Genomic DNA, 19,666 nt, shown 5'->3' on the forward strand with positions numbered 1-19,666 from the left:
TCGTTCGACACCCGATCAGCGGCGCGGCGCGATCCGCCAGACTGTATTGGACAGGTCGTCCGCGACCAGCAGGATGCGCCGCTGGGCGTCGAAAGTCACGCCGACCGGACGCCCGCGCGCCTCGCCGTCCTTGATGAAGCCGGTGACGAAATCGACCGGCGGACCGGCGGGACGACCGCCTGAGAAGGGCACCCAAGCGACCTTGTAGCCCGACAGGTCCTGACGGTTCCAACTGCCGTGTTCGCCGATGAAGGCGCCCTGGCTGAAGCCGCCGCCGAAGCCGCCGGCCGTCGCGAAGCTGAGCCCCAGGGCGGCGACGTGCGAGCCCAGCGCATAGTCCGGGGCGATGGCGCTCTGGACCAGATCCGGGTTTTGCGGACGGACGCGCGGATCGATGTTCTGGCCCCAGTAGCTGTAGGGCCATCCGTAGAAGGCCCCTTCGCGGACCGAGGTCAGATAGTCGGGCACCAGTTGCGGACCCAGTTCGTCGCGTTCGTTGACGACGGCCCACAGGGCGCTGGTGGTCGGTTCGATGGCCAGGGCGGTCGGATTGCGAATGCCGGTGGCGAAGGTGCGGTGCGCGCCGGTCTGGCGGTCGATGGCCCAGACGACGGCGCGGTCCTGTTCCACGGCCAGGCCGCGCTCGCCGATATTGCTGTTCGAGCCGATGCCGACATACAGGGTCTGGCCGTCCGCGCTGGCGGTCAGCGACTTGGTCCAGTGGTGGTTGATCGCCGACGGCAGCTTGGTCACTTCCTGGCGTGACGCGGTGATCCGCGTCTGGCCCGGCTGATAGTCGAACCGCACCAGGGCGCCCTGTTCGGCGACATAGAGGGCGCCGTCCACAAAGGCCATGCCGTAGGGCGCGTCCAGATTATCGATGAAGGTGGTGCGCACCTCGGGCTGACCGTCGCCGTTGGCGTCGCGCAACAGGGTGATGCGGTTGCCGCCTTTAACAGACGTCTTGCCCTTGGCCTTGATGACGCCGGCGATGATGTCCTTGGGCCGGAGCTTGGGGGCGTGGCCGCCCGAGCCCTCGGCGATCAGGATGTCGCCGTTGGGCAGGACCAGGATCTGACGCGGGATCTGCAGATCGGTGGCCATCGGGGTGACGACGAAGCCGTCCGGCACGGTGGGCGTTTCGCCGTCCCAGCCGATCGGCGTGGCGATCTTCATCGGCGGCACCAGGGTCTGGTTCAGGCCGGGAAGGTCGGGATTGGCGCCGGTCTGGTTCAGGTTGGGGTCGCTGCGGCTGCACCCGGCCAGGGCCAGGACGACGGCGGTCGTGCAAAGGAGCTTGTTGATCATCACGCGATCTCCCGCACGGTCGAGTTGGAATAGGCCAGCCAGCCGGCGATCAGGATCAGGACGGTCGACAGGATCGACAGGGTCAGGCCGAAGGCGCCGACGGAGCTCCAGGCGTCCTGGCTGTGCTTGAAGGCGTTGATCAGGCCCAAGACCCAGGCCAGGGCCAGGGCGGCCAGATGGATCACGGCGGCCCGTCGCGCCGGGGTGCGCCAGGCCAGGGCCAGGTCGATGAGAGCCCACAGGCCGGCCAGGCCGCCGAACACCAGGGCCCCGACGATCAGCCAGGCCGAGAAGTTCGACCACTGCATCTGGGCCGTCTTCAGATAGGCGATGTCGCTGATCAGGGCGGAACTGAACAGGGCGATGGGAAAGGCCATCAGAATTCCGCGGAACGGATTCAACCTCTCACGGAAGGCGGCGACAGCGGGCATGTGAGGGTTTCCTGCGGCGTCGCCACGATACGGCGACGTCGAACCCAACACGCGGCCCGGTCTTTGGTTCATCCGATCAGGTGCGACCGGGGAGCAGAAGAACAGGCCGCCGGCGAGAACGCCGGCTGCCTGTCATCGTCTTAGAAGCGCTTGGTCAGTTGAACGCCGTAGGTGCGGGGTTCGTTGACGAAGGCGGTCAGGTTGTTGAAGTCGATGGCGCCGATGACATTCTCTTCGTCGGTGATGTTGCGAACATAGGCGGCCGCTTCCAGCCCCTTGTTCAGATCACGCCAGCCGGCGCGCAGGCCGCCTTCGAAGTTGGTGTCCACCTTGAACTCGACCGATTCATACAGGAACAGGTTGAAGTCCTTCTGCATGGCCCAGTCGGTCGAGGCGAAGAACTCGGTGTCGTCGCCCAGAGGCAGGACATAGTTCAGCGTCAGGTTGGCGGTGTATTCCGGCGCCTGCGGGAAGGGGTTGCCGTCGACATTGGCGCGACGGGTCGTGCCCACGGTGACGATGGGGTCGGTGACGGTGCAGTTCGAGCCGCAGATGGCGACCAGCAGGTTGCTGTCCTTGATCTCGGTGTGGTTCCAGGCGGCGCCGGCCGACAGGCTGAAGCCCGCGCCCAGATCGATGTCGCCGTCCAGCTCCAGACCGTAGCCTTCACCCTTGTCGGCGTTGATCAGGCGGTTGGAGTTGTCCGCGCCGCCGATGGCGGTGAACTGCATGTCGCTGACTTCGTAATAGTAGGCCGTGGCGTTGAAGCGGGCGCGACCTTCCCACAGGCGGGCCTTCAGGCCCGTCTCATAGGACATGACCGTCTCGGACTCGGCCGTGGTCAGGACCGGCAGGTTGCGGCCCTGGATCGACGGGCCGCGATAACCCTTGGCCACGCGAGCGAACAGGTTGAGGCTGTCATTGACGTCGTACAGGGCGCTGACGTCCCAGCTGACCTGCTCGTCGCCGACCGAAACGGCGCCGGTGCCGCCCGCGCCCGCGCCGGTGACGATCCGGCCCTGATAATCGCGGCTGTCGTCGGTGTAGCGCAGGCCGCCCGTCACCTTCAGGGCCTCGGTCAGCTGATAGTGCGCCTGACCGAACACCGACCAGGAGTCGGACTTCTGGGTGATGTCGGTGACCTTGGTCGGTTGAAGACCGCCGACGCCGTTGAAGGTGCCCGAGACCAGGTTGATGCGCTCATCCCAGTAGAAGGCGCCGACCTGCCAGCCGAGGCGGCCGTCGCCGTTCGAGGAGAGGCGCAGTTCATAGGTGTTCTGGCGCAGGTCGCTGGACAGGGTGCCGGTCTCGGAATTGAACGGCGTCTTGTAGGAGGCCGTCGCCGCGGCGCTGGCCACGCCGCCGTCGATGTCGCCGTCGCCCTGGGACGAACCCTGATAGGCACCGACGATGCCGGTCAGGGTGGCGGGACCGAAGTCATAGGCGACCTGCAGCGACTCGGAAGTGGTCTTCTGCTTCTGGAAGTTGTTGCGGCCGCCGTCGTAATAGACGGTGTCGCGGTCGAAGTTGCCGTTCAGTTCGTTCGAGCCCTTGGTCAGGGCGTTGGCGCGGTTCATCGTGCCCGTGCCGTCATAGTCGCGGGCCTGCAGGGTCAGCAGGGTCGACAGGCGGTCGGTGGGCTGCCAGGCGACGTGGACGCGGGCGGCGACGTCGTCGAACCCGCCCAGGTCGTCACCGTTCGCATCGGCGAAGGACGGGTTGTAGGCGTTGTTGACCCAGTCGTCGCGGTGGTTCCACAGGAAGGCGCCGCGCACCTGCAGGGTCTCGGAGGCCGGCAGGGTGACGGCCGCCTCGGTGCGGGTCGAACCCAGGTTGCCGTAGGTCAGCGAACCGAAGCCGGTGAATTCGTCCGACGGCTTGACGGTGTCGATCTTGATCACGCCGGCCGGGGTGTTGCGACCGAACAGGGTGCCCTGGGGGCCGCGCAGCACTTCCAGCTGCTGCACGTCGAACAGGGGGAAGCCCTTCAGATAGACGCTTTCCAGCACCACGTCGTCCAGCACCACCGAGACCGGCTGCGAGGCGGTGAAGTCGAAGTCCACGTTGCCCAGGCCGCGGATATAGAAGCGCGGAGCGTAACGGCCGTTCGAGCTTTCGACCTGAAGGCTGGGCACGCGGCCCGACAGCGACAGGATGTCGGCGCCGCCGGCCGAAATGTCCTGCAGCGTCTGGGGCGTCAGGGCCGTGACGGCGAAGGGCACGTCGCGGATGTTCTCGCTGCGGCGCTGGGCGGTGACGATGATGTCGTCGACGCCGGTCGCTTCAGCGGCGGCGTCAGCGGTTTGGGCGAAGGCGGCGCCTGCGGTCAGCAGGGCGAGACCGCTGACGGTGGCGGCGAGGAGGGCTTGGCGAAGCATGCGCGTGTATCCTTGGCGACATGGGGAGGAAGCTGTCGCGCGAGCCCCTAAGGCCTCCGAAGGCGCGGCGCCAGTCGAGACCTGCGCCTGAATCTTGAACCTTTGACGACGCGGACACAGGAGCGTGACAATCGTGTCCCGAACGACGCATCCGACCGAACGCGCCATTGTGCAGCTTGGCTGTGGGTGCGAAAATGAAGGCGTGCGTGACTCGGTTCCGCAACCGTATCGACACCGTTAGTATCCCCCCATGTCCTTCGTCACGCCCTCCCGCCGCCGGCTGCTTCACCTCGCTGGAGCGGCGGCCCTGACGTCCAGCCTAGCGCCCCGTCTGTCGGCCGCGACACGAAGCCCCGTCGTCGGTCGGGTGCTGGCCATAGCGGACATGCACTCCGCCTATGAACGGACCGCCCGACTTCTGGCCGCGTTCGAGGCCGAGGTCCGGTCCCAGCCGGTTCCGCATGTGATCGCCATCGACGGCGACATCTTCGAACACGGCAACGTCGTGTCCGTGCGGTCGGGCGGCGCCGTCGACTGGGCCTTTCTGGCCGAGGCGGTCCGGATCGCGCCGACCGTGGTCAATCTGGGCAATCATGACAACGACCTGACGCCGGACCTGGCCGAGGTCGTCGGCCGGTTGCGCGGCCTGGGCGTGATCGTGGTCAGCAACATCGTCGATGCGCGGACCGGCGCCGGCTATGCCCCCCCGACGGCGACGGCGCCGTTCGGGAGCCGCACGCTGCGGATCGTCGGCCTGGCGACCAATGCGCTGAACACCTATCCCAAGGCGTCGCGCGACCAGTTGTCCATTCCAGCGCCGGCCGAATGGGCGAACGCCCGTCTGGCCGATCTGACGCGCGGCGCCGATCCGGTGCTGGTGTTGAGCCACGCCGGGGTCGTCGCCGACCGCAACATCCTGCCCCTGCTGCCGGACGGATCCCTGATGATCGGCGGCCATGACCATCTGCTGTTCCAGCATCGCCAGGGACGCAGCGCCTACGCCCACACCGGCTCCTGGACCAACGCCTATACGGCGGCGGAGTTCCATGCCGACGGATCGGTCAGCGTCGTGTCCCATCCCATCGCCGCCGACGCCCCATCGTCGTCCCGGCTGCAGGCGCTGATCGACGCGACCCTGGCGGAGACCCTGACGGACGAGGACCGGGCCGTTCTGGGACAAGGGGTCGAGGCCCTGTCGCTGGGCGACACCGGCCGCCGCATCGCCGCCGGTTTCGCCCAGGCGGCCGACGCCGACGCCGGTTTCATCGGCCACACCACCCTGGGCACGGGCGCGCCGGCGGGGCCGATCACCCGATACATGTTCGATTCCATCGTCCGGTTCGACGGCCGGCTGATGACGGCCGAGGTGTCGCGCGCCCAGTTGGCCGGCTTCATGGCCCGCGCCAACCAGGACCGCCCCATCCCGCTGGAGCAGCGCACCGGCGACTTCCTGTACGGGGCGGTCGCCGCCGGTTCACAGGGAGCCACGGCGCGTATCGTCACGACCGACTGGTGCGCGACCAATCAGGCGGAATATTTCGGGACGACGTCGCTGGCGTTCACGCAGGTGGCGGACCTGAAGGTCAAGCCGGTCGCCCTGTCCGCCCTCATCGAAACCCCGTCGACTCCAGGCTAGAGTCTGACCAGCGACAGACCAATCCTAGAGCGGCCGATGGCGCCGGGGCTCAGGACTGCGAAAGCCGGATCAGGGCGAAGGTCGCCGCCAGGGCGACGACCGCGCTGGTGACCATGCTGACGATGACGCTGGCGGCGGCCGGATGCGCCTCGACAGTATCGACAATCTTGTCACGGCCCATTTCGGCCGCCGCTTCGGCTTCCTCGCGCAGACGGGCGGCCGCCCGGGCGATGGCGTGCGTCGATCGGGTCACGGCCTCGGTCGCGTCCGCGCCGGTCTTCAAGGCTGCGTCCTTGAGGTGATCGCTGGCTTCGTCGGCGAGGGCCTGAAGGTCCTCGCTCAGGGTCTTGAAGGCGGACTTCGGCATGGGGAGGCTCCTTGGGTGTATGCGCCACTAAAGCCTGTTCTGCGGACGACGTCGGTGATCTGGATCAAGGTGGACGGCGTCGAGCCGGCCTAGTATGCAAATGCAGCCAAGAGATCGGACCCGCTGGGTCGGACCGGCGCCAGGCCCCCTTTGGAGAGGGCCTTCATGTCGACGACCCCGCTCGCCACATCTTCGGACATCGCGCTGAACCTGGCGCTTTCGCTCATCTCCGCGTCGGTCGCGCCGGTGTTGTTGCTGGACGGCGACCTGTCCGTCGTGGCCGCCAGCCAGAGCTTCCTCGAAACCTTCGACATCGGAACCGACCGGGTCGCCGGCGTGAAGATGGCCGATCTGGGCGGCGGCGAGTGGAACACGCCCTCGCTCTGGGCCCTGCTCAAGGCCACAGCCTATGGGCAGGCCGCGATCCCGGCCTACGAGATGGATCTGGCGTCGCCTTCAGGATCCCGACGTCTGGTCCTGAACGCCCAGCGCCTGGTTTACGGAGACGGACAGGGCGTTCGATTGCTTCTGTCCATCCAGGACGTCACGGAACAGCGCGACCGTGCGCAGCAGAAGGACGACCTGATCCGGGACAAGGCGGTCCTGATCGAGGAAATGCGCCACCGGATCGCCAACAGCCTGCAGATCATCGCCAGCATACTGCTTCAGGGGGTGCGCAAGCTCAGTTCCGACGAGAGCCGGGACTATCTGCGCGACGCCCATCAGCGGATCATGTCTGTCGCCGCCGTCCAGCGTCAGCTCTCGGGCGCCGAACTGGGCGACGTCGATCTGCGGGATTATCTGACCGATCTGTGCCGCAGCATCGGCGACTCGATGATCCGCGACCATGACCGGCTGACGCTGTCGGCCACGATCGACGACACCCTCGTTTCATCCGGCAAGGCCGTCAGCCTGGGGCTGATCGTCACCGAACTCCTGATCAATGCGATCAAACACGCCTTCCCCAGGCAGCGGCCAGGGCGGATCACCCTGGATTATCGCGCGCAGGGCGAGGGCTGGACCCTGACGGTCCGCGACGACGGCGTCGGCCTGCCGCCGGACCCTTCGATCGCCAAGCCCGGCCTGGGCGCCGGCATCATCCGGGCCCTGGCTCAACAACTCGGCGCGGTCATCGTCATCACGGACGCCGAACCCGGCGTGCGGGTATCGATCGTCTGCGCGCCTCCCCCCCTTCACACGTCCTGAAAGGACATCTCATGGTCAACAAGATCCTATCCCCAGACCGACAGGGCCTGGCGGAAGAACGGCTGGCGGCGCCGGACGTCCATCATGAACCGCACGGTTTCTCCGACAGGTTCGCCCTGGGCTTCACCAAGCTGCTGCGCTTCTCCGCCGACACCTTCTTCGCCAAACGCTACGGCCACCGCGCCATCGTGCTGGAGACGGTCGCGGCCGTGCCCGGCATGGTCGGGGCGACGATCCAGCACCTGACCTGCCTGCGCCGGATGAAGGACGACGACGGCTGGATCCGCACCCTGATGGAAGAGGCCGAAAACGAGCGCATGCACCTGATGACCTTCATCGAGGTGGCCAAGCCGACCTATTTCGAGCGACTGGTGATCCAGATCGCCCAGGCCGTCTTCTATGTGGGCTTCTTCCTGCTCTATCTCGTGTCGGCCCGCACCGCCCACCGGGTCGTCGGCTATTTCGAGGAAGAGGCCGTGATCAGCTACACCCTCTATCTCAAGGAGATCGACGAGGGCCGCTCGCCCAATGTCCCGGCCCCTGAGATCGCCAAACACTATTGGAAGATGGCGCCTGACGCGACGCTGCGCGACGTCGTGCTTGTCGTCCGAGCCGATGAGGCCCACCATCGCGACGTCAACCACGGCTTCGCCAGCTCGCTGAACGGCGAAGTCATCGATCATGGCCTCGCCGCCCCCTACCCCGCCCACGCGACCGAGATCCGCGCCTGAAGAAAGGGGTGATGGAGGGGGCGCGACGACCCGCCCCCTCGGTCGCCCGGCTGTAAAGGGCGTCAGGTTGATGTCAGGTTCGATGGCCAGTCTGACGCCGCCGCGCGCCTGCGCCCGGCCCGTGCCACCCCCTTCCCGGAGCGCCCATGAAGAAGATCCTGCTCCCTTCATGGCTCCCGGCGACCTTGCAGGCGCCGGCCACCTGCGTTGAGCGCTGGCGTCGGCGGAAAAATCCGGTCATGTCGATGACTGTCGGCAGGATGCGGATCGCCGGTGGAACGGATGTCGATCATGCGTCTCCTTCTCGTTGAAGACACAGCGCGGCTGGGCGACCTGCTGAGGGAAGGTCTGTCCCGCGACGGCTTCGTGGTGGACTGGCGCCGGGACATCGCAGGCGCGACGGACGCGGTCGCCAGCGCCGCCTATGATCTCATCCTGCTCGACCTGGGCCTGCCGGACGGCGACGGCCTGGACTGGGTGCGGGCGCTTCGGCGGGCCGCCGACCTGACGCCGATCCTGGTCCTGACCGCGCGCGGCGGGCTGGAGGATCGGGTCACCGGCCTGGACGCCGGGGCGGACGACTATCTGGTCAAGCCTTTCGACGCAGCGGAGCTGTCGGCGCGGTGCCGGGCGATCCTGCGTCGGCCGGGCCGTCGCATGGCGCCGGTTCTTCAAGTGGGCGGGCTGCGGTTCGATGTCGCCGCTCGCCAGGCGGCGCATGGCGACGTCCCCATCGACCTGTCGCGCCGCGAGGGCGATCTGCTGGAGACCCTGATGCGTCGGGCGGGTTCGGTCGTCACACGGGGCTCCCTGGAAGAGTCGCTGTATGCTTTCAACGAACCGGTCACGCCCAACGCCGTCGAGATGGCCGTCTCGCGGTTGCGGCGCAAGCTGGACGACGCCGGCTGCACCGGGGTGCTGCATACGGTCCGGGGCCTGGGCTATCTGATGCGGGACGCCGTCGCTTGAGCCGGCCGCCGTCCATTTTTCAGCGATTGACGCTCGGCTTCGCCCTGATGAGCCTGATCGGGGGCTGCGTCCTGTTGCTGTTCGTCGGGTTGGAATACGGCCTGTCTTCCCGCGCCCGGCGCGACGAAATCCGGTTCGTCGGCATTGCAAACGAGGTGGCTGATCACGTCGTGACGCCCCTGCTGGTGCTGATCGTCCCCATGGGCCTGGCGACCCTGTGGGTGATCCGTTCGTCTCTGCGTCCCCTCGCCTTGGCGGGAGAACGCATCGAGGCCGCCCAGGCGGCGGACAAGGGGTTTCGGGTCGAGGCTCACGACTTTCCGGCCGAAGCCACCGGGTTCGCGGACGCGGTCAACGGCCTGCTGGCGCGGCTCGACGAGGCGGCGACGCGCCAGGAGGCCTTCGCCGCCGACGTCGCCCATGAACTGAGGACGCCGCTGGCGGTTCTGGCCCTGGAACTCGACAGACTGGATTCCCCGGACGGGCAGAGACTGAAGCGGGATGTTTCGGCCCTGTCTCGCCTGGTCGATCAGCTGCTGATCCTGGCGCAACTGGATGCCCAGGCGGCCGCGCCGGCGGCGGCGGCGGCGGTCGATCTGAGCGAGATCGCGACGGAAGTCGTCTCGCAATACGCCGCGCTCGCCATCGACGAAGACAAGGCCCTGGCCTTGGAGATCAATGACGCCGCAGTCGTCGAGGGCCGTCGCGAGGCAGTCGCCGCCGCGCTGCGGAATCTGGTCGAGAACGGGTTGCGGGTCACCCCGCCCGGGGGCGTGGTCACGGTGACGGCGGGTCCCGGCGCACGGCTTGCGGTGATCGACGGCGGGTCCGGGCTCGCGCCGGAACGGCTCGCCGCGCTGAGCCAGAGATATCGCCGGGGCGATCACGCCAGCCCCAGCGGCGCGGGACTGGGACTGGCCATTGTCGCACGCATAATGGCGGCCCATGGTGGCCGTATCGCGACGCGGCCGAACCAGGCTGAGCTGATCCTCGCCTTTCCTTCTGCAGACAGGAACCGACCATGAGCAGACTTGAACGCCACGCCGAACGCCATCTGGTCGCGCGCATCGGCTGGCTGCGCGCCGCCGTGCTGGGCGCCAATGACGGCCTGGTCTCGACCGCCAGCCTGATCGTCGGCGTGGCCGCCGCACAGACCGGCAAGACCGGAATCCTGGTCGCCGGCGTCGCCGGCCTGGTCGCCGGCGCCATGTCCATGGCGGCCGGCGAATATGTCTCCGTCAGCTCCCAGTCCGACACCGAGAACGCCGATCTGGCGCGTGAAACAGCCGAACTGGCGGCGGACCCGGAGGCCGAAACCCGCGAACTGGCCGGCATCTATCGCAGCCGGGGCGTCGATGAGGCGGTGTCGCTGGAGGTCGCCCGGCAGCTGATGGCTCACGACGCCCTGGGCGCCCACGCCAGGGACGAGCTGGGCATTTCGGAACAAACCACCGCCCGTCCGATCCAGGCGGCCCTGACCTCGGCGGCCACCTTCTCGCTCGGCGCCATTCTGCCGCTCGCGGTCGTGCTGGTCTCGCCCCGTTCTCTGCTGGTCGCCCTGGTGTCCGGCTCCGCCCTGATCGGCCTGGCGCTGCTGGGGGGGCTCGGCGCCCAGGCCGGGGGCGCGGGCGTCGGCAAGGCGGTCATGCGCGTCACCTTCTGGGGCGCCCTGGCCATGGCGGTGACCGCAGGGATCGGCCACCTGTTCGGAACTGTGGTCTGAAAAACAGGAGGGCGCGGGCGGGACGTCCTCAGTCCTCGTCCGCTTCCCCCGCCCCGTCGCCCTCGCCCCTTTCACGCTTCTGATCGGCCTCTCCCGTTTCACCCGCTTCAACGCGCGCGCCCGGCGTAAAGGCGCCCGGGTCCATCCGGGTGGCGGCATAGGCGGACCCCGCGACGACCAGAACCGCCAGGGGCACAGCCACGCGGGCGGGCGGCGCGGCGTCCTGGGCGTCGGGGAAATGGACAGTCGTCTTTCGGCCGGTGACCATCGCGCGGATCAGATTGTCACGCGACAGGATCGACATTACGACCACCGCCACGACGTGCAGGGCGATCATCGCCAGCAAGACGTAGCCGATGACCTCATGCGTATCCTCGCCGCCCGTCGCCCCGGTGAAGACGGTCGCGGCCGTCAGGGCCAGCAACCCCAGGACCGCGATCCCGCCCAGCGGATTATGGCCCATGGACGCATGGACCCGGCCTGCAAACAGACCCTTGACGTGCCCCGCCATCCTGGACGGCCGGATCAGGTTCGAGAACCGCGCATGTTCGCCGCCGACAGCTCCCCAGACCAGTCTGAAAGCGATCAGGACAGCTGCCACCCATCCTGCCGGAACATGCCAGGCGGACAGCGCGCTGTCCTCTTCCGAGGACAGGAAGGCCAAGGCGACCGAGGCGACCAGCGTCCAATGGAACAGGCGCACGCCCGGATCCCAGACTTTTACGGTTCTTATCGAAGGCGTGGGGTGGGCTGACATGGCGGATCTCCGTTCGGACGGAAATCTGCAGGTCGAAACTGACGACGCCCTGACACCCGGCCCCCGTTTTCGCCGTCGTCACTGCACGCAGTGGCGCGCCCCCACGACCGGGTTGCAACGAACCGCCGCCGCCAAGATCAGCCTGGGCGTGTTCATTGTGAAGCATTCATAAAGTTTCGGCGCGTCGTGCGGCCGACCGCGTCTCTCAGCTTGGGGGCATATCTCAGCTCCGGTTCAGGGACTGCGGTCGATGAAAAATCTTTCATTCAAAACAAGACTTCTCGCGTCATCGATGGCGCTATTCTCCATGGTCGCAGCGGCGCAGGCCGCCGCTCAGGACCGGACAGCCGCCACGAGCGAAACCGCCGAGGTCGGCGAAATCGTCGTCGTCGGCACGCGCAACGACGCCATGCGCACCCAGATGCGCAGCGACAACGCCGTCAGCGTGATGTCGGCCGAAGACCTGGAACATACGGCGGTTCACAACGTCGCCGAGGCCCTGGCCCTGCTGCCGGGCGTCAGCGTCCAGAACACCGGAAACTCCTTCTTCGGCGGCGTCGACGGCGCCTCGCGCGGCGAAGGCATGTTCGTCGGCGTCCGGGGCATGAACTCCGAATTCACCCTGGCCCTGATCAACGGCGTCAACGCCGCCCAGGGCATGCCCTATTCGCGTCAGGTGCAGCTGTCGCTGCTGCCGCCGTCGGGCCTGAAGACCATCGTGGTCAACAAGAATTCCACCGCTGACATGGACGGCGACGCCATCGGCGGCACGATCAACTTCGTCACGCCCTCGGCCTTCAGCATGGCCGACGACTACGCGTCCTTGTCCGTTTCCGGCCGGGTCGAAAGCCGCGCCCGCGACTATGACGAAGACGGTCTGGGCGGCGGCGTCAGCGGCGAGATCGCCCGCCGCTTCGGCCAGAACGACCAGTTCAGCCTGTATGTCAGCGCCTTCTACGACAAGCGCAACTTCGCCAACTCCATGATCGCGGGCCTGATGGCGGCCCAGAACGACGGCGGCTGGGCCTATCTGCATTCGACGACGGACTCGGCCGCAGGCGTCAATCCGGACGGCATGGGCCAGGAGGCTAACCTGGCGCTGACCGGCATGAACGTCGGCGTCTCGACCGGTTACACCGAGCGTTTCGGCGGCAATTTCTCGCTGGACTGGCGCGCGGACGACAGCCTGGACGTCTATCTGCGCGGCTCCTACGCCTTTGCGGAAACCCAGCAGAACTCGACGTTGAACCAGTTCATCCAGAACCGCGCCCGCGTCTTCAACACCGCGACGGGTCTGTATGATCTGAACCTGACCAACTCTTCGGTGCGGGTCTGGTACACGACCAATCCCGAAGACGCGGACCTGAGCACCCTGACCTTCGGGGCCGTGAAGCGCTACGGCGCCTGGACCCTGTCGCCGTCGCTCTTCTACTCCTACGGCGGCAACGACCGCCCGGACCATATCGAAGCCTCGATGCGCAACAACCAGTCGGACAAGTACAACACCGGCTCGCTGCTGCCCTACAGCGGCCTGTTCGCCGGCTATGACGCCGACGGCTATCCGATGCCGCTGCTGACCGCGGCGCAGCAGAACCTGGTCAACAACGCCGGGTCCGCCCTTCTGGCTCGCCGCGCCGGACAGCGCACCGAGCAGTTCTCGAACCAGCAGAAGGTCGGCGCCCGTTTCGACGCCCAGTACGATTTCGGCGGCGCCCTGTCCTACGTCAAGACCGGGGTGAAGTACGTCGAGAGCCACCGCCGCGTCAGCAGCCACGACTGGACCAACGATCATTTCGCCAACCTGCTGGGCCGCGCCGGCGTGACCTGGGATGAACTGGGCCTGGTCGAGGGCTATTTCGACTCGGCCTATCCGGGCCTCTACAATATCCGCGCGCCGAAGGTGAACCACGACCGTCTGGTCGAACTGTTCAACCAGTATTTCGACGCCGAGGCCGCAGCGGCCGACCTTTGCTACCTGAACTGCAACACGCTGAAGGGCGACGAGAACGTCGCCGCCGCCTATGTGACCGGCAAATGGAATCTGGGCGCGGTCGAAGTTCTTCCGGGCCTGCGCTACGAGCATACCCAGATCGAGAACACCTACTGGAACAACGACGAAGCGGCGCAGCGGTTCGAATCCAACTCGACCGAATATAACGAATGGCTGCCCAGCCTGTTCGTCAACTATCGACCGACCGATCAAACCGTGTACCGGGCCTCGATCACGCGCGCCTATATGCGCCCGGCCCTGGTTCAACTGGGCGGGTCGGAGACGACCGAGCGCGGCGACAACTCGATCACCGTCACGCGCGGCAACCCCGACCTGAAGACGCTGAAGTCCTGGAACTTCGACACCTCCGCCGAGTGGAGCAACGACTTCGGCGGCTACGCCATGGTGGGCGGCTACTACAAGCAGCTGTCGGACTACATGTACGACAACGGCTCGACGACCGTGAACGGCGGCGAGAACGGCGGCGGGACCGAGTACAACGGCGAGATCTTTGATCGCGTGACCATCGTCTCGCCGACCAACGGCGGCGACGGCTACGTCAAGGGCGTCGAGATCCAGCTGTACCAGGCCTTCGACATGTTGCCCGGCTGGCTTTCGGGCCTCGGCGCCGGGGTCAACTACACCCGTCAGTGGACCGAGGTGGACATCGGCGGCGGCGAGAAGCACCGGATGCAGAACGCGCCGGACGAACTGGCCAACGTCAAGCTGAACTACGCCTGGCGCAACCTGACGCTCGACCTGAACTGGAACTACTCGGGCGAGACGGTCACGGCCTACAATCGCGTCGCCGGCCTGGACTACTGGACCCGGCCGATCCGCCGGACCGACCTGCACGCCGGCTATGCCTTCGACAACGGGGTGATGCTGGACCTGTCGGTGTCCAACCTGTTCGAAGACTACAGCTACTGGGCTCACGTCGGGCGGAACAGCCTGGCGCTTTCGGACGTGGTCAACTCCGGCCGCACCACCCTGCTGACGCTGAAGTACGACTTCTGACGTCGGCTCGGGGGCCCGGCGCGTTTTCCCCAGCGCGCCGGGCCTTCTTTCCTTGAGATTTTCATGATCCGCCCGCTCGCCGCCGCCCTGCTCATCGTCCTGATCGGGGCCGAAAGCGCCGCCGCCCAGACGCCGCGCACCCTCGCGGCCCTGGACGAATTGCGGGCGGCGGCGGGCGGACTGAGCGATGCGCATCTGCGCGAAGAGACTTTGGCGGGGCTGCAGTCCCGGCCCTGCGTCCGCCACCGGGCGGGTCTGACGGCGGCCGACGAAGACGTGATCTTGGCTGCGCTTCGGGCGGACGGATTGATGCCCGCGTCCGCCGATGGGGTGCAGGCTGAGGTTCAGCGCCTGACGGTCTTTCCGCCGCTGGCGGACGGCGCGGCCTGTCCCGCCCTGCCCCAGCCTTTGGAATCGGCGCCGGGCGGAAACGCCGGCTCTCATCACGACTGGCCCGGCGGACTAGTCGATCACGAAGTCTTCAACCTGCGCCTGGGCCTGGCCCTGGCCGATCTGTATGAGGCCGAGGACGGCCTGCCGGTGGATCGCGACGCGGTGATCGCCGCCGTCCTGTGGCACGACTGGGCCAAGGCCCTGGTCCTGGTGTGGAACGATGACGGAAGCCTGCCGCCGGAACGGCCGATCGCCGGGGCGGGCGCCCATCATGTGCTGGGCCTGGCCGAGGCGATGGCGCGCGGCCTGCCCGAAGCGGAGATTCTGGCCCAGGCCTGCGCCCATGCCGCACCGATCGGCGATGACCAACGGACGGTGCAGAACTGGCTGCGAGCGGCGGCGATCATTTCGCGCACCGCCTGGACCGTCCCTGCCGTCCCGACCCGCGAATGCCTGATCAGCAACGCCGCCGACGACAACTGGGTTCATGCCGAGGCGGCGGTCCATGCCGCCGACGCCGCCCTGGCGCGGCTGGCGCCCCGCTTCGGCTATCCGGCCGCCGACGGTCCCGCTTACCGGACGCGCCTGCGCAATCCGATGCTGGAAACCCTGGGCGCGGACCGGATCAAGGCCCTGTCGGATGTCGAGGGCGACGCCGGGGTCGAGCGCGCCCTGCGGGCCGCCGGCTTCTAGAACACGCTGCGCAGACTGACGACGACGCGCCGACCGGAATCCACCACGTCCGACAGGGCGGCGCCGTCACGTCCGACATGGGCCCAATAGCTGTACGCCCCGGTGAGGTTGGTGACGATCACGTCCAGCCGCGTCCGCTCGTCGAACCGCCACCGGGCGCGCGCATCCAGCCGCGCCACGGACCGGACCCACAGATTGTCCCAGTCGCCCTCTGCCTTCAGGACGTCATAGGCCGACAGATAGGCGCCGGTGTAGTTCAAGCTCAGATAGGCGGCGGCGCGCCCCTGGGCGTAGGCCAGTTCCGCATTGCCCAACCATTCGGGGGCGTTCAGCATCGGCTGGGACCGCCCCAGAATCTGCCCCAGATCGACACGGGACCACTGCCTGCTGAGATTGAGGTCCAGGCTGGCCTGACCGCCCAGGTCGAACGGGTCGCCGAGCGGCTGAAACCACTCCATTTCCAGGCCGCGTGTGTCGCCGCGCCCGCCGTTACGGGGCATGACCACTCGGACGGCGGCCTCATCAGGAACCACGCCGACGTCCAGGCTGGAGCCGCTTTCGTACAGATAGTGATCGATCTGTTTGGCGTAGGCGGACAGGCTGAGCGCCCCGCCGCCCGGCAGCCAGGTCTGATGCGACAGGTCCAGGTTCCAGGCGTCGGCGCTCTTCAGGTCCGGATTTCCCCGCGTCACGGTCGTCACCCCGTCCAGGGTCTCGGTCCTGACGCCGCCGCCCAATTGCATGAAGGCGGGGCGGCTGTACGACCGCCAGGCGGCCGCCCATCGAGACAGATGACGGATCAACTCGGCGCCTTCCATCTGCGGCATGCGCAGATCGGTGATGACGCAGGCCGTCCTTTCTTCGGGCAGGGCGTCCAGGAAGGCGGTGGCGCTGGGGAAGCCGCGGGCGCGAATGCCCTCGCCCCGCAGGAGCATCAACAGCGAATCCCGCAAGGCCTGATCGTCGTCGATCACGAAGACGGAGTGTTGAGTCATGCGGCTTCGAGCTCCAAGACGGGAGAAAGACAGAAGGAGAAGGCCGCGCCGCCCAGCGGACTGCGGCCGACGGTCAGGACGGAGTCATGGCTCTCGATGATTGAGCGGGTGACGGACAGGCCCAGGCCCATTCCGCTCGCCTTGGTCGTGGTCATCGGCTGGAAGATCCGGTCCATCTGGTCCTCCGGAATTCCAGGACCATCGTCTTCTACGATGATCTCGTAACCTTGGTTTCCAAGACTGCGGCCGGTGATGCGCACCAGGCCGAGTTCGCGCCCCGCGACGGCGTCGACGGCGTTGCGGACCAGATTGTTGATCGCTTGCTGGAACTGGATGCGATCCGCCAGCACATGATCGCCAACGTCGCGCACATCGACGCGAATCACCACCCCTGTGTCCATGCGGATCAGGTCGAAGAGGGGGCGCAGGTCTTCGATCATCGAGGAGACGCGCTGGTCCGTGAGTTCGCGGGCGCCGGTCGAGACGAATTCGCGCATGCGGCGAATGATGTCGCCGGCCCGAATGAGCTGGGTCTTGGCCAGATCCAGGGCGCGGCCGGCGCTGTCGCCCAGCGGCCCCGCCCGGGCGATGTCGGTCTGGCCTGCATGCAGATAGACCGTGGCGGCCGTCAGGGGCTGGTTCAGTTCGTGCGCCAGAGTCGCCGCCATTTCGCCCATGGAGTTCAGCCGCCAGCTCTTGCTGAGCTGGTTCATCAGGTCGCGCATGCGCTCATTGGCGGCCGTGGTTTGCCGCTGGTCGCCGAGGGACAGCACCATCCGCTCGGGATCCACGCTCGGGGAAAGAAGGCTGGCGTGGATCGTCATGGGGACGATCTCTCCGTCCGGCCGCCGCGCCAACCAGGATCCGGTCGCCGGAAGGGACAGCGGGGCGCCCTCGATCACGGCGGCGAGCGCGGTCGTGTCAAAATCGGTGGCGAAGGTGCTGAAGGGGCGGGAGAGGGCCTCTTCAGGCGTGACGCCGAGCAGATCGGCGGCGGCCGGGGTGATTCGCAGAATGCGGCCCTCGCCGTTCAAGGTCACGACCGGAACGGAGGCCAGTATGCTGTCCAACAGGGCGCTGCGGCTGGCCAGACGGTGACAGACCTCCGCCATCACAAGGGCCACGGCGACGAACAGGGCGGCGTGGACGACGGCGTTCGCAATCCCCTGTCGAGGCAGGATCAGCATGTCGGCGATGACGGACAGGACGATCGCCGTGAAGGTCGCCGGGCGCTGGGCCACCAGGGCGGTCGCCATCACCGCCGCCAGCATGGGCAGATAGTGGACGTGGCCGACAGTCTGGATAGTCAGGCGGAAAGCCGATCCAACCAATACGCACCCGGCGGCAAGCAAAAAGCCGCCCCAATACGTCCGGGCAAATCGAACCATAAGCCGGGGCAGAGCAGGTCTAGTAGAAGCCGCCGGTCGTGCTTGCATCATGCGATATTTCGCATCTGCGAAACCATTGTCGTCACGTCCCTGCCGCTTTTTTGACCCAATCTCTATATCATTCCTGAAGTTAGGGAAAAGCACGCATAATTAATTTTTGCGATCAGGTTCGCCTGATGGGCGAAAATTCCCGTCGGCGCGGAGTGGGCCGCCACGCTTACGCATTCCTACCTAGGGTGCGGTTCAGAAATCATATTAATCATCATCTCATGGTTCCCGGGCAGAATGCAGATGCTCCGAGGTCGTTGATGTTCCCCGAAATCCTTCTCCAAAGCCCGTCGACGTCCAGGCGTTCGACCGATCCGCGCCAAGCGCAGGTCGGCGGATGTCCGGCGGTCGCGGCGGCTGCAGGCGGATCGGGATGCGACCTTGGGAGACTCCACTCGGACGGGTTCGCCGTCTCTGCGGATTCGATCTGATTTTTGCGATACCGAGGAGAGTACGCGTGAAGTTTACTGAAAACATGCCGGTTGGGCGCAAGCTGTTCAGCGCGTTTGCGCTGGTGCTGGTCGCCATCGCCGTCATGGGCGCCGTGGTCGTGACGAATCTTTTGGCCCTCCAGAGCGCGGGCGAGGCCCGCAGCACTGAAAACGCCATGACGCAGGCCACGGGCCAGGCGGAATTCTACCTCGCCAGGCAGGAGAACGCCTATCGGGGCTACCTGCTGTCGCAAGATCCCTACTACATTGAGCGACTTGACGCCCACCGCGCCAAATTCATCGCCGCCCTGGAAGAAGAGCGCGCTGGACTGTCTGCGGATCGCACGGCTCCGATAGACCGAGCGATCAAGGCCAACGCCGAATGGTACAAGAACGTCGTTCAGGTCGGACAGGTCCTGGTTCGCGAAGGCCGCCTGGAGGAAGCCGAGAACATGGTCGGGCGCGAAGGCGTCGCGGACACCTATATCGCGCCCGCGGAAGAGGCGGTCGATGAACTGAAGGCCGCAAACGACGCGGCGCTGGTGGTCACGCGCGACGCGCAGGAGAGGGCGACCAAACACGCCATGCTGGCGGTGATGATCGGTCTGGTCTCCGTTCTGCTGCTGTCCCTGGCCGTCGGTTTCGGCGTGACACGCGCCATCGTGCGGCCGACCCTGAGCATGATCGGCTATATGCAGAAGTTGATGGCGGGCGACACCTCGATCCAGATCGTCGGCGCCGACCGCAAGGACGAGTTCGGCAAGATGGGCCAGGCGATCGTCGCCTTCCGCGACGCCGCCGTCGAAAAGATACGCATCGAGGCCGAGGCCGCCTCGACCCGCTCGATGAGCGAGACCGAGCGTCTGGCCAATGAAGCCGAGAAGGCGCGCATCGCCGAAGAGGATCGTGTCGCCATGACGGCCCTGGCCGACGGCCTGGCCGCCATGTCGAACGGTGATCTGACCCACCGGTTCACCGCCGAGGTCGCCCCGCGCGCCGAACAGCTGAAGACCGACTTCAACACCGCCATCGCCCAGTTGCAGCAGGCCATGGGCGTGATCTTGGGCAATGTGGCGGGCATCCGCTCGGGCGCCGGCGAGATTTCGCAGGCCGCCGACGACCTGTCGCGCCGCACCGAACAGCAGGCGGCCTCTCTGGAGGAAACCGCCGCCGCCCTGGACGAGATCACGGCCACGGTGAACAAG

The 19,666-nt window shown here is 66.9% G+C and carries 17 protein-coding genes; 10 read left to right on the top strand and 7 right to left on the bottom strand.

Features of this window, described 5'->3' with window-relative positions:
- Positions 1–15: 15 nt before the first annotated feature.
- From ER13_RS03145 to ER13_RS03155, 3 genes are all read right to left on the bottom strand, one after another.
- Positions 16–1,308 (bottom strand): sorbosone dehydrogenase family protein, encoded by a 1,293-nt coding sequence (locus ER13_RS03145; RefSeq protein ID WP_008262358.1) that lies wholly within the window; start codon positions 1,306–1,308, stop codon positions 16–18.
- A complete protein-coding gene (locus ER13_RS03150) occupies positions 1,308–1,739 on the bottom strand; it encodes a DUF2231 domain-containing protein (RefSeq protein WP_035306365.1) in 432 nt (143 codons plus the stop codon). Before ER13_RS03150 ends, ER13_RS03145 begins: the two co-directional genes overlap by 1 nt.
- Before the next feature lie 140 nt (positions 1,740–1,879).
- A complete protein-coding gene (locus ER13_RS03155) occupies positions 1,880–4,117 on the bottom strand; it encodes a TonB-dependent receptor (protein WP_035306368.1) in 2,238 nt (745 codons plus the stop codon).
- 250 nt (positions 4,118–4,367) lie between these two features.
- Here ER13_RS03155 and ER13_RS03160 point away from each other — a divergent pair, with 250 nt between their 5' ends.
- The gene (locus tag ER13_RS03160) at positions 4,368–5,753 is read left to right on the top strand and encodes a metallophosphoesterase (protein WP_035306370.1); all 1,386 of its coding nucleotides are present in this window, start codon (positions 4,368–4,370) and stop codon (positions 5,751–5,753) included.
- 49 nt (positions 5,754–5,802) lie between these two features.
- Here ER13_RS03160 and ER13_RS03165 read toward each other — a convergent pair whose 3' ends face one another.
- Positions 5,803–6,120 carry a hypothetical protein gene (locus ER13_RS03165; RefSeq protein ID WP_035306373.1) on the bottom strand — a complete coding sequence of 106 codons (318 nt, stop codon included), beginning with the start codon at positions 6,118–6,120 and terminating at the stop codon, positions 5,803–5,805.
- A 165-nt stretch (positions 6,121–6,285) separates the two neighbouring features.
- Here ER13_RS03165 and ER13_RS03170 point away from each other — a divergent pair, with 165 nt between their 5' ends.
- The 6 genes from ER13_RS03170 to ER13_RS03190 all read left to right on the top strand — a co-directional run bounded on the left by ER13_RS03170 (position 6,286) and on the right by ER13_RS03190 (position 10,749).
- Positions 6,286–7,326, top strand: coding sequence for a sensor histidine kinase (locus ER13_RS03170; protein ID WP_035306376.1), 1,041 nt, complete (start codon positions 6,286–6,288; stop codon positions 7,324–7,326).
- An 11-nt stretch (positions 7,327–7,337) separates the two neighbouring features.
- A complete protein-coding gene (locus tag ER13_RS03175; RefSeq protein WP_008263938.1) occupies positions 7,338–8,057 on the top strand; it encodes an alternative oxidase in 720 nt (239 codons plus the stop codon).
- Between the two features lie 146 nt (positions 8,058–8,203).
- Positions 8,204–8,368, top strand: a complete 165-nt coding sequence (locus ER13_RS18245; protein ID WP_154725741.1) for a hypothetical protein — start codon at positions 8,204–8,206, stop codon at positions 8,366–8,368.
- Positions 8,349–9,026: a response regulator transcription factor gene (locus tag ER13_RS03180; protein ID WP_035306406.1), complete on the top strand. Its 678-nt coding sequence runs from the start codon at positions 8,349–8,351 to the stop codon at positions 9,024–9,026. The genes ER13_RS18245 and ER13_RS03180 overlap by 20 nt, the downstream gene beginning before the upstream one ends.
- 47 nt (positions 9,027–9,073) lie before the next feature.
- Positions 9,074–10,051: a HAMP domain-containing sensor histidine kinase gene (locus ER13_RS03185; protein WP_197019708.1), complete on the top strand. Its 978-nt coding sequence runs from the start codon at positions 9,074–9,076 to the stop codon at positions 10,049–10,051.
- Entirely contained in the window at positions 10,048–10,749 is a 702-nt protein-coding gene (locus ER13_RS03190; protein WP_008258991.1) for a VIT family protein, read from the top strand. Before ER13_RS03185 ends, ER13_RS03190 begins: the two co-directional genes overlap by 4 nt.
- A gap of 28 nt (positions 10,750–10,777) precedes the next feature.
- Here ER13_RS03190 and ER13_RS03195 read toward each other — a convergent pair whose 3' ends face one another.
- Complete coding sequence (locus ER13_RS03195; RefSeq protein WP_081836106.1) at positions 10,778–11,506, bottom strand: cytochrome b/b6 domain-containing protein; 729 nt, start codon at positions 11,504–11,506, stop codon at positions 10,778–10,780.
- A 292-nt stretch (positions 11,507–11,798) separates the two neighbouring features.
- Between ER13_RS03195 and ER13_RS03200 the strand changes: the two genes are divergently transcribed.
- Together ER13_RS03200 and ER13_RS17610 are read left to right on the top strand one after the other, a co-directional pair.
- Positions 11,799–14,513: a TonB-dependent receptor gene (locus ER13_RS03200; RefSeq protein ID WP_230307578.1), complete on the top strand. Its 2,715-nt coding sequence runs from the start codon at positions 11,799–11,801 to the stop codon at positions 14,511–14,513.
- A 63-nt stretch (positions 14,514–14,576) separates the two neighbouring features.
- Positions 14,577–15,599 carry a hypothetical protein gene (locus ER13_RS17610; protein WP_008262380.1) on the top strand — a complete coding sequence of 341 codons (1,023 nt, stop codon included), beginning with the start codon at positions 14,577–14,579 and terminating at the stop codon, positions 15,597–15,599.
- Here ER13_RS17610 and ER13_RS03210 read toward each other — a convergent pair.
- Entirely contained in the window at positions 15,596–16,594 is a 999-nt protein-coding gene (locus tag ER13_RS03210) for a TonB-dependent receptor (protein ID WP_035306384.1), read from the bottom strand. The two genes, ER13_RS17610 and ER13_RS03210, sit on opposite strands and share 4 nt — an antisense overlap.
- Positions 16,591–17,925 carry a nitrogen regulation protein NR(II) gene (locus tag ER13_RS03215; protein ID WP_008259907.1) on the bottom strand — a complete coding sequence of 445 codons (1,335 nt, stop codon included), beginning with the start codon at positions 17,923–17,925 and terminating at the stop codon, positions 16,591–16,593. Before ER13_RS03215 ends, ER13_RS03210 begins: the two co-directional genes overlap by 4 nt.
- 562 nt (positions 17,926–18,487) lie before the next feature.
- Between ER13_RS03215 and ER13_RS19230 the strand changes: the two genes are divergently transcribed.
- Positions 18,488–19,666 (top strand): methyl-accepting chemotaxis protein (locus ER13_RS19230; protein WP_304412773.1); only part of this gene is annotated, 1,179 nt, incomplete at its 3' end.

Origin of the sequence: Brevundimonas sp. EAKA, from assembly GCF_000698025.1 — a bacterium.
Classification (GTDB): Bacteria; Pseudomonadota; Alphaproteobacteria; order Caulobacterales; family Caulobacteraceae; genus Brevundimonas; species Brevundimonas mediterranea_A.

Excerpts from the sequence above, each read along its gene's own strand:
- ER13_RS03155 (WP_035306368.1), bottom strand. The coding sequence starts at position 4,117 with ATGCTTCGCCAAGCCCTCCTCGCCGCCACCGTCAGCGGTCTCGCCCTG.
- ER13_RS03145 (WP_008262358.1), bottom strand. The coding sequence starts at position 1,308 with ATGATCAACAAGCTCCTTTGCACGACCGCCGTCGTCCTGGCCCTGGCC.
- ER13_RS18245 (WP_154725741.1), top strand. The coding sequence starts at position 8,204 with ATGAAGAAGATCCTGCTCCCTTCATGGCTCCCGGCGACCTTGCAGGCG.
- ER13_RS03210 (WP_035306384.1), bottom strand. The coding sequence starts at position 16,594 with ATGACTCAACACTCCGTCTTCGTGATCGACGACGATCAGGCCTTGCGG.
- ER13_RS17610 (WP_008262380.1), top strand. The coding sequence starts at position 14,577 with ATGATCCGCCCGCTCGCCGCCGCCCTGCTCATCGTCCTGATCGGGGCC.
- ER13_RS03180 (WP_035306406.1), top strand. The coding sequence starts at position 8,349 with ATGCGTCTCCTTCTCGTTGAAGACACAGCGCGGCTGGGCGACCTGCTG.
- ER13_RS03200 (WP_230307578.1), top strand. The coding sequence starts at position 11,799 with ATGGCGCTATTCTCCATGGTCGCAGCGGCGCAGGCCGCCGCTCAGGAC.
- ER13_RS03165 (WP_035306373.1), bottom strand. The coding sequence starts at position 6,120 with ATGCCGAAGTCCGCCTTCAAGACCCTGAGCGAGGACCTTCAGGCCCTC.
- ER13_RS03195 (WP_081836106.1), bottom strand. The coding sequence starts at position 11,506 with ATGTCAGCCCACCCCACGCCTTCGATAAGAACCGTAAAAGTCTGGGAT.
- ER13_RS03190 (WP_008258991.1), top strand. The coding sequence starts at position 10,048 with ATGAGCAGACTTGAACGCCACGCCGAACGCCATCTGGTCGCGCGCATC.
- ER13_RS03150 (WP_035306365.1), bottom strand. The coding sequence starts at position 1,739 with ATGCCCGCTGTCGCCGCCTTCCGTGAGAGGTTGAATCCGTTCCGCGGA.
- ER13_RS03175 (WP_008263938.1), top strand. The coding sequence starts at position 7,338 with ATGGTCAACAAGATCCTATCCCCAGACCGACAGGGCCTGGCGGAAGAA.
- ER13_RS03185 (WP_197019708.1), top strand. The coding sequence starts at position 9,074 with ATGAGCCTGATCGGGGGCTGCGTCCTGTTGCTGTTCGTCGGGTTGGAA.
- ER13_RS03170 (WP_035306376.1), top strand. The coding sequence starts at position 6,286 with ATGTCGACGACCCCGCTCGCCACATCTTCGGACATCGCGCTGAACCTG.
- ER13_RS03160 (WP_035306370.1), top strand. The coding sequence starts at position 4,368 with ATGTCCTTCGTCACGCCCTCCCGCCGCCGGCTGCTTCACCTCGCTGGA.